The sequence below is a fragment of the Leptotrichia sp. genome (genome assembly GCF_057270615.1).
Genome location: NZ_DBHIXN010000010.1, coordinates 41,375 through 57,219 on the forward strand (window position 1 = coordinate 41,375; position 15,845 = coordinate 57,219).

Here is a 15,845-nt window from a genome sequence, read left to right on the forward strand (position 1 = left end):
GTGATTAAACTACCTCTTTCTTTTTTTATTCACTTTTTATTTCTTCCAGAATTTCTCTTACATTTTCTAAATTAATACTTTTTTTGCTTTCCAAAAGTTTTTCTACAATAATATCAATTTCTTTACCATTTGCACCAGCGAATAATGCCAACGAACGAGCTTGCAATTTCATGTGACCGTGCTGTATTCCAGTTGTAACAAGTGCTTTTATTGCGGCAAAATTTTGAGCAAGTCCAACAGAAGTAATAATACTTGCCAAAGTTTTGGCATCAGGATTTTTCAAAATATTAAATGCAGCCTTTACACTTGGATTTAATCCTATTGATCCACCTACACTTGCAATTGGCATTGGAAGGATAAGTTCACCTTTTAATTTATTTGTACTTTCATCAAAAGTCCAAGTTGTAAGCCCTTCATATTTGCCATTTTTTGCAGCAAAAGCATTTCCGCCAGCTTCAATTGCACGCCAGTCATTTCCAGTTGCAATTACTGCAGCATCAATCCCATTGAAAATTCCTTTATTATGAGTTGCAGCACGATAAATATCAAGTTTTGCAAATTTGCTTGCAAGTTCGATTTTTTTTGCAGTTTTAATAGCAGTTTCTATTGAAGGACTAAGTAATTTTATATTTATTTCACATTCAGATTTTACAAGAGATTCAGTTGCATAATTTGATAAAATTGCCATTAAACTTTTTCCATTTGTAATATTTTCAAGTGGGATTTTTATAGATTCAAGCATTGTATTTAAAATATTTGCCCCCATAGCTTCTTTTACATCGGCAATTAAATAAACGATCAAAAATTCATCAATATTTTTAATTTCAATATCAACTGCACCACCACCACGTGCCACAATTGATGGATAAGCTTCATTTGCAATTTTCAAAAGTTCATTTTTATTTTCCAAAACCATCGAGCTTGCATTATCAAAGTCTAAAATGTCATATAACGCAACTTGGCCTATCATTTTTCTATTTAAAATTTTTGTTATAAAACCACCGGATTTTCCAATAATTTTAGCTGCATAACTACACCCTGCTACAACAGATGGTTCTTCAGTAACCATTGGCACAGCATAATCTTTTCTATCAACGATAAAGTTTGGAGCAATGCTAAATGGCAAAGCAAATGTTCCAATCCCGTTTTCAGCCATTTGATTTGCAGTTTCAAGAGATAAGTTTTCGTTTTTTTTCAGAAGTTGTTCAAATTCTTCAGTTAAAAAGCCATTATCTTTTAACATTTGTATTCGCTCAGTTCGTTCTTTTTTTTGAAAGCCAAGCCAATTTAATTTTTTTGTTTTTTCTTTAGTTTCATTTTTCATAGTTTAAGATTAATCCTTTCAGTTGCTTCATAATTTTAGTTTATTTATTTTATTTTTTTATAAACTCTTTTATGATTTTCAATTTTTGCAAGAACAAATGAATTATCACTTTCCTGAATAAATTTATTATTGGAAAAATCACAATTTCCTTCATCATCCAAAACTATTTTTTCAAAAAACATATCTTCATATTCCTTGATTGATAATTGTTTTCTATTTTCAAAGTCATTTAACCTGTCATCTCGCAAATAATTTTTAAAACCATCTACAAGAGTTAGATTAAAAAATTCACAAACAGCACCACTTCCATAGCTGTACATTCCAATTTTGTCACCACCTTTTAAATTCTTACAATTTTCAATTAATGATAACAAACTCAGATAAAGAGAACCAGTATAAATATTTCCAACCCGTTTTCCGTAAATTATTGAAGTATAAAATTTTTCTAAAAAGTTATTTTTCACATCTTTTTTAATATCTTTTTCTAAAATTGAATTAATTGCTTTTAATCCAAGTTTTGGAAAGGGAAGATGAAAACAAAAAGCACTAAAATTAGATAAATCTTGATTATATCTTTTTTTGTATTCATTAAATGTTGTTGTAAGGCAGTCGAGATATTGTTTTGTTGAAAAATGTCCATCAACATGTGGAAAATCTGAATAATTTGGACGCCAAAAGTCCATAATATCACGTGTTTGACATACATTTTCATCATTTATAACAGCAATTCTGGGGTCTTTTTTTATTAACATTGCGACACTTCCTGAACCTTGTGTAGATTCACCAGGAGTTTCAATTCCGTATTTTGCAATATCCGAAGTAATTACAAGTACAGAAGCATTTTTATTTTTTTCAATATAATTTTTTGCAAAATTTAGTGCAGCAGTCGCTCCGTAGCAGGCTTCTTTGATTTCGACGCATCGTGCAAAAGGCTGAATATTTAGCAGATGATGAATAAAAATAGCTGATGCCTTGCTTTGGTCGATTCCTGATTCTGTTCCAACAAGAATCATTTCAATATTTTTTTTATCTTCATCATTAATAATTTGTGTAGCAGCAGAAGCACCAAGAGATACAATATCCTCTGTAATTGGTGAAATACTCATTTCGCTTTGCATAAGCCCTTTTACAAATTTATTTTCATTTTCATTTCGTCCAAGTGCTAGATCTCGTATATCGAGAAAATATTTTGGCATTGCAAAACCAATTTTATCTATTCCTATTTTGATTTTTTCTTTTATCTCCTTAATTTTCATAAAATTTAGCCCTTTCTTTTTAATATTTTTTGAAAGAATCATTAAGTTATTCATTAAATATAGCTCTTATATATTGTACTATAAAAAAATTGAAATATCAACGGCTTATAAAAAAATATAACCTTATAAACTTTTAATTTTATACTCAAAACTATTTAAAATTAAACTATTAAAAATCATATAAACCTAAGGGGTGAGTAAAATAGTTGTAATTTTTGAGTTCGGTTTTAAATTAGTTTTTCTATATTAATTGTTTTTTGGTTATATTTGTTTCTTTAATTTTAATAAAATTTAAAAAGATATATTTAATCTGAGTAATTTAGAGCATATTTTCTAATTGCCTTTGCCACACCGTCATTTTCATTGCTATCAGTTTCATATTTTGCAGTTTTTTTAGCAAGTTCTGTAGCATTTTTCATTGCAACGCTATAATTTGCATATTCAAACATTTCTATATCGTTATTTCCATCTCCAATTGCCATTACTTCTTCTCGCTTTATTCCTAATTTTTCAGCAAGTTTTTTTAATCCAGTACCTTTGTTGTTGTCTTTTGGGAAGACTTCGTAAACATAAGATTGGCTTAATACACCGCTATATTTACTTTTTATAATATTTTCATTTTTTTCCTGAAAATCTGCCATTATTTCAGGATTTCCCAGAAACATTATTTTCATTATTTTATGTTTTCCACTTTTTGCCTCATCAAGACTTATATCTGTAATATCAGCAAAAACAAATCCAGCATCTTTAGTAAGTTCGCTGGTAGGTTTTCTACCTATATTAAAATAATACACATCATTTACCATTGTAAAGTTTATATCATATCCTTCACAGAATTTGTATAAGTATTCAATGTCATCGGAAGAGAAACTTACCTGGTCGATTAGCTTCCAGCTTTTTGTCATGTGAATAGAGCATCCGTTATTCAAAATAACATATCCTTCTGAGTCAAGTTCATGAAGTTCAAGTTCTTTATAAAATGGTAAAATTCCGTATAAAGGTCTACCAGTACAAAGGACAATTTTTATTCCAGCTTCTATTGCTTCGTGAATAGCTTCCTTTTGTGCTTTATCAATATGCTTTTTTTCATTTAGTAAAGTTCCATCCATATCAATTGCGATTAATTTTATCATATTTTATCCTTTCTTTTGAAAAATTTTATTATTCCCTGTCAAACTGTTTTAAAGTGATTTTATTATATCTCAATTTTAAAAAATATTCAATAGATTTAATAAATTTTGCAAAATAAAAACCCTTGAAAACCAGTGTTTCCAAGGGCATATAAAATATCTTTTTTTATAATTTTTCCTATCTTTTTGAGAATTGTGGGCTTCTTCTTGCTTTCTTTTTCCCATATTTTTTTCTTTCAACCATTCTTGAATCTCTTGTTAAGAATCCTGCTTCTTTTAAAGCTCCTCTTAATTCAGCATCAGCTAATAATAAAGCTCTTGAAACACCATGTCTGATTGCTCCTGCTTGTCCTGTGTTTCCTCCACCATTTACATTAACTTTTACTCCGTATTTGTTTAATGTTTCTGTTAATTCTAATGGTTGTTCAACTATTTTAGCCAAGATTTCTCTTCCACCAAAATATTCTCTCATATCTTTTCCATTTATTACTACTCCAGTTTCACCTGGTACTAATCTTACTCTTGCTACTGAAGTTTTTCTTCTTCCAGTTCCTAAATATTGAATTTTTCCTGACACGAAAATTTACCTCCTATAATTCTATTCTTTCTGGTTTTTGTGCTGTATGTGTATGTTCAGCTCCTGTGAATAATCTCAATCTGTTAATCATTTGGCTTCCTAATTTGTTTTTAGGTAACATTCTTTCTACAGCTTTTCTGATTACTTCAGTAGGTTGTTTTTGTAACATTTCTTCTAAATTTCTTACTTTCAATCCACCTGGATATCCACTATGTCTGTAATATTTCTTGTCTAATAATTTGTTTCCTGTTACAGCAATTTTATCAGCGTTCAATACGATAACAAAATCTCCTCCATCAACATGCGGTGTGTAGCTTGGTTTATGTTTACCCATTAATCTTACTGCGATTTCAGTGGCTAATTTTCCAAGCACTTTTCCTTCTGCGTCTATCTCATACCAGTTTCTTACAACTTCTTCTTTTTTTTGCATTACAGTGTATTTACTCACTTTGTTTCCTCCTGTTTTTATTCTCTAATTTATAGAATAACGGTCCTTTGTGGGAAAGGCTCATATTAGTTAATTATATATCATTTCTTCCTACTTGTCAAGTGAATTTCCTTGATATTTTCATTACTTTGATAATTTTTTTGTTTTTTAAAATGTTTTATAACTAAAAAGTATAGTGAGCTGTAAAAAAAGTATTTGAAATTATAAAAAAGATTTGTTACAATTCTATCATAAAATTTTTGTAAAAAATTAATTTAATAAATAATAGGAGGGAAGAATGGCATTAGAAAAAGTAAATTCGCCTAAAGATTTAAAAAATTTAAAAAAAGAAGAATTGGTTGAATTAGCGGCAGATATAAGAAAGGCGTTATTAAATAGATTGACGAATTATCCTAAAGGTGGACATGTAGGTCCTAATTTTGGTGTTGTTGAAATGACGATTGCTTTGCATTACGTGTTTAATTCGCCAATTGATAAAATTGTGTTTGATGTGTCGCATCAGGCTTATCCACATAAAATTTTAACAGGGAGAAAAGATGGATTTCTTTATGAGGATAAATTTAAAACTGTTAATGGGTATACTGACCAAGATGAAAGTGAACATGATTTTTTTAGGGTTGGACATACTTCAACATCAGTTAGTTTAGCGTCAGGACTTGCAAAAGCTAGAGATTTGAGAGGTGCTAAAGAAAATATAATTGCATTGATTGGAGATGGTTCACTAAGTGGAGGACTTGCTTATGAAGGATTGAGTAATGCTGCTGAACAAGGTGGAAACTTGATAATTATTGCGAATGATAACGATCAATCAATTGCGGAAAATCATGGTGGATTGTATAAAAATTTAAGGGAATTGAGAGAAAGTAATGGTGAGGCACCAAATAATTTCTTTAAATCGCTTGGATTAGATTATAAATATGTGGCAGATGGACACGATATTAATAAATTGATTGAAGTGTTTGAAGAAGTAAGGGATATTGATCATCCGATAGTTTTACATATTCATACAATAAAAGGAAAAGGGTTGCCATATGCTGAAAAAGATAGAGAACCTTGGCATTATAGTGCAAATTTTGATCCAATAACAGGAGAACCAAAAACTAAGCCTGAACCAAAAGAGGAATTCGGAACAATAACATTTGATTTCTTGACAGATAAAATGGAAAAAGATCCGACAGTTACATTTATTAATGCTGGTGTGCCTATGGGATTTGGATTTACAAAAGACAGAAGAAAAAAATTAGATAAATTGAGAAAACAATATGTTGATGTTGGAATTGCTGAAGAACATGCAACAACTTTTTCATCAGGAATGGCAACAAATGGTGCAAAACCAGTATTTGGTGTAATTAGCACTTTTATTCAAAGAACTTACGACCAAATATCTCATGACATTGCAATAAATAAAGCACCAACAGTTACTTTAGTATTTGGTGGAACATTGAAAGGTATGAATGATGTAACACATTTAGGATATTTTGACATACCAATGATTTCAAATATACCGAATATTGTGTATTTGGCACCAACTACGAAGGAAGAATATTTAGCAATGCTTGATTGGGCGATTGGTCAAAATGAAAATCCAGTATTTATAAAAGTGCCTGGTGGAGCGGTTCAACATTCTGAAACAGATGTGGATAAAGATTATTCTAACTTGAATAGCTATAAAGTTGTGGAAAAAGGAAATGATGTGGCGATTATTGGATTAGGAGAATTTTTTGCATTAGGTAAAGAAGTGAAGGAATTATTGAAAGAAAAAGTTGGAATTGATGCAACATTAATAAATCCTAGATTTATAAGTGGTCTTGATGAAAATTTATTGAATGAATTAAAACGGAATCATAAATTAGTTGTTACATTGGAAAGTGGACAAAAAGAAGGTGGATTTGGAACAAAAATTTCTAGTTTTTACAGTACTTCTGACATGAAAGTGCTTAATGTAGGTGCTAAAAAAGAATTTACTGATGAAATTTCTTATGATGTGTTTTTTGAAGAAAATAGACTTACAAAAGAACAGATTGTTGAGGATATTTTAATGGCTATTAAATAATTTGAAATTTAAATAAGATAAAATAAAATCAGGAGTACATTTGATAATATTCCTGATTTTTTTGACTTTATTTTATTTAATAAGTGTAACTTTCTTCGCTAACTGGATAAAGATATGTTTCCCATTCTTCAAGTTTAGGATTCATAAGATTTTTCCTTTTCAATTATTTTTATTTCATAATTCTTAATACAAGTTTTTCTTTAGCATCTCTCAAAATTTCGTTAATTTCATTTTTTGAAATATTATCTGCCAAGATAATGTAGTAATTTTCAATTTGATTTATTAGTTCAAATGGTGAATTTTCTATGTCAAAATCATCTGAAACTCTAACATAGTAAGAATCTTTTACTGTGTTTGAATCTACAATTTCAAATACTTTTGTAGAGTTAAAGAAGTAGTCTGATTCAATGTGGTTTCTTGTTACGATTTTTACAATATCAGCCACTACTGCTGAAGCAGTTGGATCCATTCCAGCTCCTTTTCCATAAAATAAAGTCTTATCTGTATATGAACCTGTTGTTTCAATTGCATTGTAAACATCGTCGACTTTTGCTAGGATTTCATTATTTGGAATTAATGTTGGCTCAACTGAAATTTGTGCTGATTTTTCAGATAGTAATTTTGAACTTGCAATCAATTTTATAGTTGAGTTTAGCTTATTTGCTGAAAAAATATCAACTGTACTGATTTCTCTTATTCCTGATAATTGCATATCTTTGAATTTGATTGAACCTCCATAGGCAAGTGAAGCCAAGATGTTAATTTTATGTCCTGCATCAATTCCATCTACGTCAAATGTAGGATCAGCTTCTGCATATCCTTTTTCAGAGGCGATTTTTAATGCTTCATCAAATGATAAGTTATCTTCTTTCATTTTTGTCAAGATATAGTTTGAAGTTCCGTTCATAATTCCACGAATTTCAGTAACTGTATTTGCAACTAAACTTTCCATTAAAGGCGTAACAATAGGAATTCCTCCGCCTACAGCCGCTTCAAATAAAAATGAAACACTGTTTTCTTTAGCAATTTGGAATAATTCAACTCCAAATTTTGCAATTAATGCCTTGTTTGCTGTAACGACACTTTTTTTTGCTTGAAATGCTTCGATAATTATTTTTTTTGCAATAGTTTCTCCACCGATAAGTTCCACAACAATTTTAATTTCAGGATCGTTTAATACTTTTTTGTAATCATTTGTAAGAATAGATTTATCAAAATCAAATGAAAACTCTCTATCTATATTTAAGTCACATGCATATTTTACTTCAATATCAGCTCTTGATTTTTCAAAGATGCTTTCTTTTTCATTTGTTAGTACTTTAAGAACTCCTTCTCCTACAGTTCCTAATCCAATAATTCCTATTTTCATACTTTCTAAAATCCTCTCTTTCGATTGTTTTATTAAATTCTAATAGTTTTTGAATAAATTAATTATTAATTTCAATGAATCTCTTATGAAGTGCGTTTACTGCCTTGTTTACATCTTCTTCGCTGATAATACAAGAAACATTAATTTCTGAACAAGAAATCATGTCAATGTTTATACCATTTTCAGCAAGCGTGTCAAAAATTTCAGCAGTAGTTTCATAATGGGTTTTAAGCCCAATTCCAACAACAGAAACTTTTGCAATTTTTTCTTCATAAGAAACGCTTTCAGCTCCAATTTTATCTTTAATTTGTTCTGAAATAGCGACAGCTTCTTTCAAATCATCACTTTTTACGGTAAATGATATATTGTTTAATTCTTTGTTAATACTTGAACTTTGTAAAATTATATCAGTATTAATTTTTTCTTTTGCAAGTCTAGAAAATACCTTTGCGGCAATTCCAGGTCTGTCAGGAACACCTGAAAGTGTGATTTTACCTTCGTTTTTAGAAGATGTGATACCTGCAATTTTTACTTTTTCCATAGCGTCTCCTTCTGTGTCAATATTTTGATTTACTAATTCGTCAAACTCTTTATTTTTTTGAACAATTGTCCCTGTTGAATTATCAAATGATGAACGCAAGTGTATTTTAATGCCATATTTTGCAGCAATTTCAACTGATCTTGGATGTAGAACTTTTGCTCCGGATGCTGCTAGTTCTAACATTTCTTGATATGAGATTGTTTTTAATTTTCTTGCATTTTTAACAATTCTTGGATCTGCTGTATAAACTCCATCAACATCAGTATAAATTTCTACTTCGTCAGCATTAAGCACTGCTCCTAATGCAACAGCAGTCGTATCAGAACCACCACGTCCAAGTGTAGTAATTTCGTTATTTTCGGTAATTCCCTGAAATCCTGCAAATACTACTACATTTCCTTCATCCAATTTTTCTTGTATAATCTGTGTATCTATGTTGATTATTTTTGCCTTTGTATGTACAGACGTTGTTTTAAAATTAACTTGAAAGGCATTTAGTGAAACAGCTTTTTCTCCTAAATCTTCAATAGCAATTGCAAGTGATGCGATTGAGATTTGTTCTCCAGAAGTCAAAAGCATGTCAAATTCACGCTTATTAGGCTTATCTGAAAGTTCATAAGCTCTTTTTACTAATGCATCAGTTCTTCCAGCTGGTGCAGACACAACGACAATTACATCATGTCCAGCCTTTTTATATTTTACAACCCGTTTAGCTACTTCCTTCACACGTTCTGCATTAGCGACAGAAGTTCCGCCGTATTTTTGTATAATTAAAGCCATACTGCCTCCTATTTTATAAAATTTAACCATTTTACCAATTTAATAAACTCAATATTGTACTAGCAAAGAATACCATATTCTAGCCAAAAAATCAAGGCAAATTAGATATTTTATAAAATAAAAAAATTATTTATAGTCAAATTGCTTAAAAATTGGAGAAAAAATTTATAATGACTTATCTAAATAAATTTTGAATTTTTTAAATTAAAATTTAACTGTTAAAAATTACATAAACTTATGGTTTGAATAAAATAAGCATAGATTTTTAAGTTCAGTTTTAAATTAGTTATTATAACGGTAAATAATATCAAAAAGAATACTAAGTAAAAATAAATTGAAAAGACAAAAAAATTGTGGTACACTAACTGTGAAATATAGTTTAAGTTTTTTTGTGATTTATATAACAAGTAGTTGATTATGTAAAGATGAATAAACTATTTTAAAATATATTTAAATTTATTTTGACTTAAAGTCGAATTAGGAGGAAAATTATGAAAGACAAGAAAAAATTAATAATTATAACATCTATTTTAGCAGTAGGAATCCCACTGTTTGCAATTGGGACACAAACTATATTAAAAAAAGCAAGAGATGATTATTACAAAGTTCAAAAACAACAGATTGAAGCTGAAAAAGCCAAAGAAAAAGCAGAAAAAGAACAAAAATTGGCTCAAGAAAAAGCAGAAAGAGAAAAACAAATTCAACAGGAAAAAGCAGAAAAAGAAAAACGTATAGCTGACGAAAAAAATGAAAGAAAACAAAAAGCTGCAGAACAAAAATCACAAAGAGAGCAAAATAAACGTGATAAAAAAGAAAAAGTCAAAGTTACTGATGCAGCCCCAGTTTTTACACCTGAACCAGAAGTTCCTGCTACACAAAAGCATGAATTAACGCCAGAAGAAATTAATAAAGCTAAAAAAGCATTAAAAGAAGCAAGAGCAAGCTATTTTAGCGGTAACAAAGCTGCAAAACCGTCAAATGATTCAAAAAATACAGATAAAGTTATAATCAAATCTGACAGCAAGGGAAATGTTGAAACAATAAAACGTAGTAAAGAAGAAAGTGAAAAAGCCCAACGAATTTTAAAAGAAATAAGAGACAGTTATTACAAAAACAAAAAAAATTAATATTTAGAATGGCTCAGGAATGAGTCATTTTTGATACTTAATTATAAATTGTTTTTATAATAAATATAAAATAAATAAATTCTTATATTGATTTTTAAATGAAATTTAGTATTAATTAAATAAAAAATAATAAAATATTGTAAAACTATTTGACTTAATCCAATTTTTTTTGCTATAATGAATATAGAAGATAATAATAAATTTTTAGGAGGAATGTGAAATGAAAATTGTAGTTTTCGATGCAAAACCTTATGATATCGAATTTTTTGACAAATGGAATGAAACTTTTGGAGCAAATATTACTTATTTTGAGGAAAAATTAAGTTTAAAAAATGTAATGCTTACAAAATATCAAGATGTTGTATGTACATTCGTAAACGATGACTTAAATGCAAAAGTATTAAATATACTTTCAAAAAATGGAGTTAGAGTAATTGCGGCAAGATGTGCTGGATATAACAACATTGACTTAAAGGCTGCCCGTGAAAACAGAATTACCGTTTTAAGAGTTCCTGCATACTCTCCGTATGCTGTTGCTGAACATGCATTAGCATTACTTATGTCAGTAAACAGAAAAACTCATAAATCTTATAACAGAACAAGAGAAGGAAACTTTAGTTTAGCAGGATTAACTGGAATGGACTTAAATGGTAAGACAGCTGGAATTATAGGAACTGGTAGAATAGCAAGAATTTTCATAAGAATTTTAAATGGATTAGGAATGAAAGTTATTGGTTATGATAAATTCCCTAACGAACAAGCTGCAAAAGAAGAAAATTTCACTTATGTAACATTAGATGAAGTATTTGCAAATTCTGATGTAATTTCATTACATTGTCCGTTATTCCCTGAAACAAGACACACAATCAATAAAGAAACAATTGCTAAAATGAAAGATGGAGTTATCATTATTAATGCCGCAAGAGGTGGATTAATTGATACTGTAGCATTAGTTGAAGGATTAAAAGATAAAAAAATCGGTGGAGCAGGACTTGATGTTTATGAAAATGAAAGCAGTTACTTCTTTGAAGATGAATCAGCAACTGTGTTAGAAGATGACTTGTTAGCTAGATTATTATCATTTAATAATGTTGTATTAACTTCTCACCAAGCATTCTTGACAAAAGAAGCATTAGATAACATCGCCGAAGCAACATTTAACAATATTTTATCTTATGTTAAAGAAGAACCATTAGTAAACGAAGTTTGGTATAATGAAGAAACTGGTAAAGTTGTTGAAGGTTTGAGAAAATAATTATTATCTAAAATATAAAAAAAGTTTTTATTTTCTAAAAACTTAAAGAGAGGCTGTTTTAAAAAGCAGCTTCTTTTAATATTTTTTTTTAAAATTTTAGTAAACAAAGAAAGGTGTATAAATATGGATTTGTTTGAAATAAAAAAACAAAATGAAATAAATAAAATTAATATCGAAGAAATTAGGAGGCATCTTTGACATTGAAAATTTGAAAAATGAAATTAATTCTTTGGAAAAAAGAACGTTTGAAGCAGATTTCTGGAATACAGAAAACAGTCAGGAAATATTAAAAAGTATTAGCACAAAGAAAAAAATTTTGGAAGAATACGATAAATTAAACGGACTTTTTGAAGATGTTTCTACAATTATTGAGTTTATTGAAATGGGAGACAATTCATTTGAAAGTGAACTTTCTAAAAAATCGCAAGATTTGACAAGTGAAATCGATAAATTTAAGACAAAATTACTATTAGATGAAGAATATGATATAAACAATGCAATTCTTACAATAAATTCTGGAGCTGGAGGAACTGAAGCATGTGACTGGGCAGAAATGCTTTATAGAATGTATGACAGATGGGCAAATCACCATAACTTCAAAGTTGAAGTGCTTGACAGTTTGGCTGGAGAAGAAGCAGGAATAAAAAGCATCACATTAAACATAAAAGGAAGCTATGCTTATGGTTATTTAAAAGGAGAAAAAGGAGTTCATAGACTTGTTAGGATTTCACCATTTGACTCAAATGCAAGACGTCATACTTCATTTGCTGCAGTGAATGTTACACCTGAAATAGAAGATGACGTTGAAATAAATATTCGTCCAGAAGACTTGAAAATAGATACTTATAGAGCAAGCGGCGCAGGAGGACAGCATGTAAATACAACAGATTCAGCTGTTAGAATTACACATATTCCTACAAATACAGTAGTTACTTGCCAAAATGAACGTTCACAGCTAAAAAATCGTGAAACTGCAATGAAAATATTAAAATCAAGACTATTTGAATTAGAACTGCACAAAAGGGAAAAGGAAATGTCAGAATTAAAAGGGACTGAATCCAAAATTGAATGGGGAAGTCAAATTCGTTCTTATGTTTTTCAGCCATATAAAATGGTAAAGGATCATAGAACAAAGGCTGAAGAAGGGAACGTAGAAAAAGTTATGGATGGTGATATTGATTTATTTATAAATGAATATCTAAAATATGTAAAATCTTAATAATATTTCTAAATTGGAAAGATGTGTTAGAAGCGTTTATTACTGCTGAATTTCTAACAAAATTAATAAAGATTTTAAAAAATGAGGATTTAAATTTGTTGGATCTAGAGTAATTTATTTTTTTGTAGAAAATTGGGGTAATTAATGCTTGCTTAATTTAGTTGTTTTAAAAAAAAAATAATTGTTTTTGCTATAATTTTTTGAAAATTTTTATAAGTAAAAAAGTTTTGCATAAATTGGGTTGTAAGGGCATGGCATTTGATGCCCTTACGTTAAAAAAGTAAATGTATAAGTAAAAAAAGTTAAAATAATCAAGGCGGATTTTCTAAAAAATTCAATAATTTTTTAAATATCGTAATATTTTTTTAAAACTTTTTTAAATACTTTTATTTATTTCTTCAACAGTTTTTTCAAACTGTTCCCGTGAAATATTAAATGAATTAAGGGCCTTTAAAAGCTGCTTTGCATTATAATAGCCTATTTTTAACATATCTCCAAGCATTACTCTACGTTTTTTTGCATTACTTCCAGAAACAAATCCATTATCAATCAAATCTTCAATACTAAATCTATTTTCAATATTTTGATTCGCTGTGATAACATTTTTTAATGCCTCTAAAATTGATTCATCATTGGCATTTTCTACTCCAATATTGTCATTTTTAGTAGCATTTTTTTGGCTTATAAAAGCATGTTTTATGTTTGGAATATATTTTTTTAATGTATCACGAATTTTTTTTCCTGCAAAATCAGGATCTGTAAATAAAATTAAGTCATTATTTTTTGACAATTCAACTATTTTATTTATTGTTTTTTTAGATAATGCAGAAAATCCATTTAAGGCGATAATGTGTGCATCGACAACCCTTTTTATGGCTGTTATGTCATCTCTTCCTTCAACTACTATAATTTCTTTTATTTTTATTTTTTCTTTTTGCTTATTTGGCTTTTTTTTCATTTGATATTTCCTTTTTTTTATTTTTTTATATTATAATCTTCCATAGATTTTAGAAGCAATTTCCAAGTTTTTCCAACAGAATCTATTTCCATTCTTTCTTCAGGTGTATGAGCACCATAAATATTAGGCCCAATTGAAACAATATCGACATTTTCCATATTGTTGTCAAAAACTCCACATTCCAGTCCAGCGTGAATTGCCTTAATTTCAGGATCTTTTCCTGTTATTTTCTTAAATGAATTTACAACAATGTCACGGATTTTTGAATCTTTTCGATATTCCCAAGATGGATATGGTGAATTTATTTTTACTGCCACTTCATATTTTTTAGAAAGTTCTTTTACATCATTTAGTAAACTTTCAAGTGATTTGTTTACTGAACTTCTTGGCAATGATTGAATTTTTATTGTTAATTTTCCATCTTTATTTTCAGTTTTTATAACTCCTAAATTTATTGAAGTTTCCACAAGTCCTTCAATATCTTTGCTCATTGCAATAACTCCATTTGGAAATTCATGGAAAAACAAAATAACAGCATTTGTGTTAGAGATTGATAATTTCCCTTGATTTTTTAATTCATCTTTTTTTATTTCTTTTATTTCAATAATAGGATTTTTATCAATTATTTTAAAATCTTTTGTTACATTTTCAAAAGCTAATTTTGCCAGTTTTTCAAAATCGCTGAATTTTTCATCTCCCAATTTTACAGCCAGTATCGCCACAGCTTCTCTAGGTATTGCATTAGTCTTTTCTCCACCATCAATATCCATTATTGAAAGTGTATATTTTTTATTCAAATGGTTTAAAACTTCTGCCAAAATTTTATTAGAATTTCCAAGTCCTAGATGAATTTCAGCTCCAGAATGTCCTCCAAGAAGTCCTTTTACATCAACACTTATTACAGTATCATCTTCTTCTAATTTTTCTGTATCAAAGTTAAATTCGTTAAGAATTCTCGCACCACCTGCACTGCTTACATAAACTTGCCCGTATTCTTCTGTATCCAAGTTTATAAGTGTTTTTCCAGAAAAAATTCCAAAGTCAAGGTTATTAACTCCGCTCATTCCATCTTCTTCATCGGTTGTAATAATTATTTCAAGTTCTGGATGTTTCAAGTCATCACTATCAAGTATCGCAAGTGCATAAGCTACTGCAATTCCATTATCTGCCCCAAGCGTAGTCCCTTTTGCCTTTAAAAATCCATCTTCTACAACAAGTTCTATTCCTTGTGTTTCAAAGTCAAACTTTGTATTTTTATTTTTTTCCCAAACCATATCCATATGTCCTTGTAAAATAAGTGGCGAATATTTTTCGTATCCAGCTGTGGCAGGTTTTTTTATAAATACATTTAAAGCCTTGTCTTGAACGACTTTAAGATTTCTTTCCTTTGCAAAGTTTACAATCCAGTCGCTAATTTTTTTTTCTTTTCTTGAACCTCTTGGTATTTTTGAAATTTCACTAAAATAGTGAAAAACTTTTTTAGGATATAAATTTTCTATTTTCATTTTTTTCCCTTTCGTTAAGCTTGTTTGATAATTTAAGTTTTTTTAGAATATTTATTTTGTCAAATTTTAGTGAACTACTCCCGCTTTTAGAAGCGGAAGCTTCTTGGGAAGTATCTGCGTATGACTAGCCAAATATATTTACCAAGCTCTTCGGGTAGTTCCTACCCTGTTTTTTTGTTTCCTAATATTTTAACATTTCTTTTCCAATATCTCTTATATTCAGTGCCGCATTGTAATCTCTATCAATTTCAATTCCACAGCACTCACATTTATAACTTCTTTCTGATAATTTCAATTCCTCTT

14 protein-coding genes are annotated in these 15,845 nt (G+C 29.1%); 4 read left to right on the top strand and 10 right to left on the bottom strand.

The genetic code is table 11. From position 1 onward, the window contains the following. Positions 1 to 25: 25 nt before the first annotated feature. The 5 genes from ACO409_RS03435 to rplM form a co-directional block, all read right to left on the bottom strand. Positions 26 to 1,324, bottom strand: coding sequence for a hydroxymethylglutaryl-CoA reductase, degradative (locus ACO409_RS03435; RefSeq protein ID WP_485554844.1), 1,299 nt, complete (start codon positions 1,322 to 1,324; stop codon positions 26 to 28). A 44-nt stretch (positions 1,325 to 1,368) separates the two neighbouring features. Then, complete coding sequence (locus tag ACO409_RS03440; protein WP_485554846.1) at positions 1,369 to 2,634, bottom strand: hydroxymethylglutaryl-CoA synthase; 1,266 nt, start codon at positions 2,632 to 2,634, stop codon at positions 1,369 to 1,371. 251 nt (positions 2,635 to 2,885) lie between these two features. Next, entirely contained in the window at positions 2,886 to 3,713 is an 828-nt protein-coding gene (locus ACO409_RS03445) for a Cof-type HAD-IIB family hydrolase (RefSeq protein WP_485554848.1), read from the bottom strand. Between the two features lie 175 nt (positions 3,714 to 3,888). Beyond that, positions 3,889 to 4,287, bottom strand: coding sequence for a 30S ribosomal protein S9 (rpsI, locus tag ACO409_RS03450; protein WP_485554850.1), 399 nt, complete (start codon positions 4,285 to 4,287; stop codon positions 3,889 to 3,891). 13 nt (positions 4,288 to 4,300) lie between these two features. Beyond that, the gene (gene rplM / locus ACO409_RS03455) at positions 4,301 to 4,735 is read right to left on the bottom strand and encodes a 50S ribosomal protein L13 (RefSeq protein WP_485554852.1); all 435 of its coding nucleotides are present in this window, start codon (positions 4,733 to 4,735) and stop codon (positions 4,301 to 4,303) included. A gap of 277 nt (positions 4,736 to 5,012) precedes the next feature. Here rplM and ACO409_RS03460 point away from each other — a divergent pair, with 277 nt between their 5' ends. Continuing rightward, entirely contained in the window at positions 5,013 to 6,788 is a 1,776-nt protein-coding gene (locus ACO409_RS03460) for a 1-deoxy-D-xylulose-5-phosphate synthase (RefSeq protein ID WP_485554854.1), read from the top strand. A gap of 169 nt (positions 6,789 to 6,957) precedes the next feature. Here the strand turns inward: ACO409_RS03460 and ACO409_RS03465 are convergent, their stop codons facing one another. Beyond that, entirely contained in the window at positions 6,958 to 8,157 is a 1,200-nt protein-coding gene (locus ACO409_RS03465) for a homoserine dehydrogenase (RefSeq protein WP_485554856.1), read from the bottom strand. A gap of 58 nt (positions 8,158 to 8,215) precedes the next feature. Next, on the bottom strand, positions 8,216 to 9,478 hold the full coding sequence (locus ACO409_RS03470) for an aspartate kinase (protein ID WP_485554858.1): 1,263 nt from the start codon (positions 9,476 to 9,478) through the stop codon (positions 8,216 to 8,218). Between the two features lie 491 nt (positions 9,479 to 9,969). Here ACO409_RS03470 and ACO409_RS03475 point away from each other — a divergent pair, with 491 nt between their 5' ends. The 3 genes from ACO409_RS03475 (at position 9,970) to prfB (ending at position 13,079) form a co-directional block, all read left to right on the top strand. Then, positions 9,970 to 10,605 carry a hypothetical protein gene (locus tag ACO409_RS03475; RefSeq protein WP_485554860.1) on the top strand — a complete coding sequence of 212 codons (636 nt, stop codon included), beginning with the start codon at positions 9,970 to 9,972 and terminating at the stop codon, positions 10,603 to 10,605. 220 nt (positions 10,606 to 10,825) lie between these two features. Then, the gene (locus ACO409_RS03480) at positions 10,826 to 11,860 is read left to right on the top strand and encodes a 2-hydroxyacid dehydrogenase (RefSeq protein ID WP_485554862.1); all 1,035 of its coding nucleotides are present in this window, start codon (positions 10,826 to 10,828) and stop codon (positions 11,858 to 11,860) included. Between the two features lie 123 nt (positions 11,861 to 11,983). Then, a protein-coding gene (gene prfB / locus ACO409_RS03485) for a peptide chain release factor 2 (RefSeq protein WP_485554864.1) occupies positions 11,984 to 13,079 on the top strand; the annotation gives its coding sequence in 2 pieces (ribosomal slippage) (positions 11,984 to 12,055 and positions 12,057 to 13,079; 1,095 coding nt in all). Positions 13,080 to 13,455: 376 nt separating this feature from the next. Here the strand turns inward: prfB and rnmV are convergent. The 3 genes from rnmV to ACO409_RS03500 all read right to left on the bottom strand — a co-directional run. Further along, the gene (rnmV, locus tag ACO409_RS03490; RefSeq protein ID WP_485554866.1) at positions 13,456 to 14,037 is read right to left on the bottom strand and encodes a ribonuclease M5; all 582 of its coding nucleotides are present in this window, start codon (positions 14,035 to 14,037) and stop codon (positions 13,456 to 13,458) included. A 17-nt stretch (positions 14,038 to 14,054) separates the two neighbouring features. Beyond that, positions 14,055 to 15,542: an aminoacyl-histidine dipeptidase gene (locus ACO409_RS03495; protein ID WP_485554868.1), complete on the bottom strand. Its 1,488-nt coding sequence runs from the start codon at positions 15,540 to 15,542 to the stop codon at positions 14,055 to 14,057. A 181-nt stretch (positions 15,543 to 15,723) separates the two neighbouring features. Then, on the bottom strand, positions 15,724 to 15,845 hold a 122-nt coding region (locus ACO409_RS03500), incomplete at its 5' end, for a zinc ribbon domain-containing protein (protein WP_485554870.1).

What these genes read in the sequence shown, in the direction of transcription:
- ACO409_RS03435 (WP_485554844.1), bottom strand. Translation starts at nt 1,324, where the DNA reads ATGAAAAATGAAACTAAAGAAAAAACAAAAAAATTAAATTGGCTTGGC.
- ACO409_RS03440 (WP_485554846.1), bottom strand. Translation starts at nt 2,634, where the DNA reads ATGAATAACTTAATGATTCTTTCAAAAAATATTAAAAAGAAAGGGCTA.
- ACO409_RS03445 (WP_485554848.1), bottom strand. Translation starts at nt 3,713, where the DNA reads ATGATAAAATTAATCGCAATTGATATGGATGGAACTTTACTAAATGAA.
- ACO409_RS03460 (WP_485554854.1), top strand. Translation starts at nt 5,013, where the DNA reads ATGGCATTAGAAAAAGTAAATTCGCCTAAAGATTTAAAAAATTTAAAA.
- ACO409_RS03465 (WP_485554856.1), bottom strand. Translation starts at nt 8,157, where the DNA reads ATGAAAATAGGAATTATTGGATTAGGAACTGTAGGAGAAGGAGTTCTT.
- ACO409_RS03470 (WP_485554858.1), bottom strand. Translation starts at nt 9,478, where the DNA reads ATGGCTTTAATTATACAAAAATACGGCGGAACTTCTGTCGCTAATGCA.
- ACO409_RS03475 (WP_485554860.1), top strand. Translation starts at nt 9,970, where the DNA reads ATGAAAGACAAGAAAAAATTAATAATTATAACATCTATTTTAGCAGTA.
- ACO409_RS03480 (WP_485554862.1), top strand. Translation starts at nt 10,826, where the DNA reads ATGAAAATTGTAGTTTTCGATGCAAAACCTTATGATATCGAATTTTTT.
- rnmV (WP_485554866.1), bottom strand. Translation starts at nt 14,037, where the DNA reads ATGAAAAAAAAGCCAAATAAGCAAAAAGAAAAAATAAAAATAAAAGAA.
- ACO409_RS03495 (WP_485554868.1), bottom strand. Translation starts at nt 15,542, where the DNA reads ATGAAAATAGAAAATTTATATCCTAAAAAAGTTTTTCACTATTTTAGT.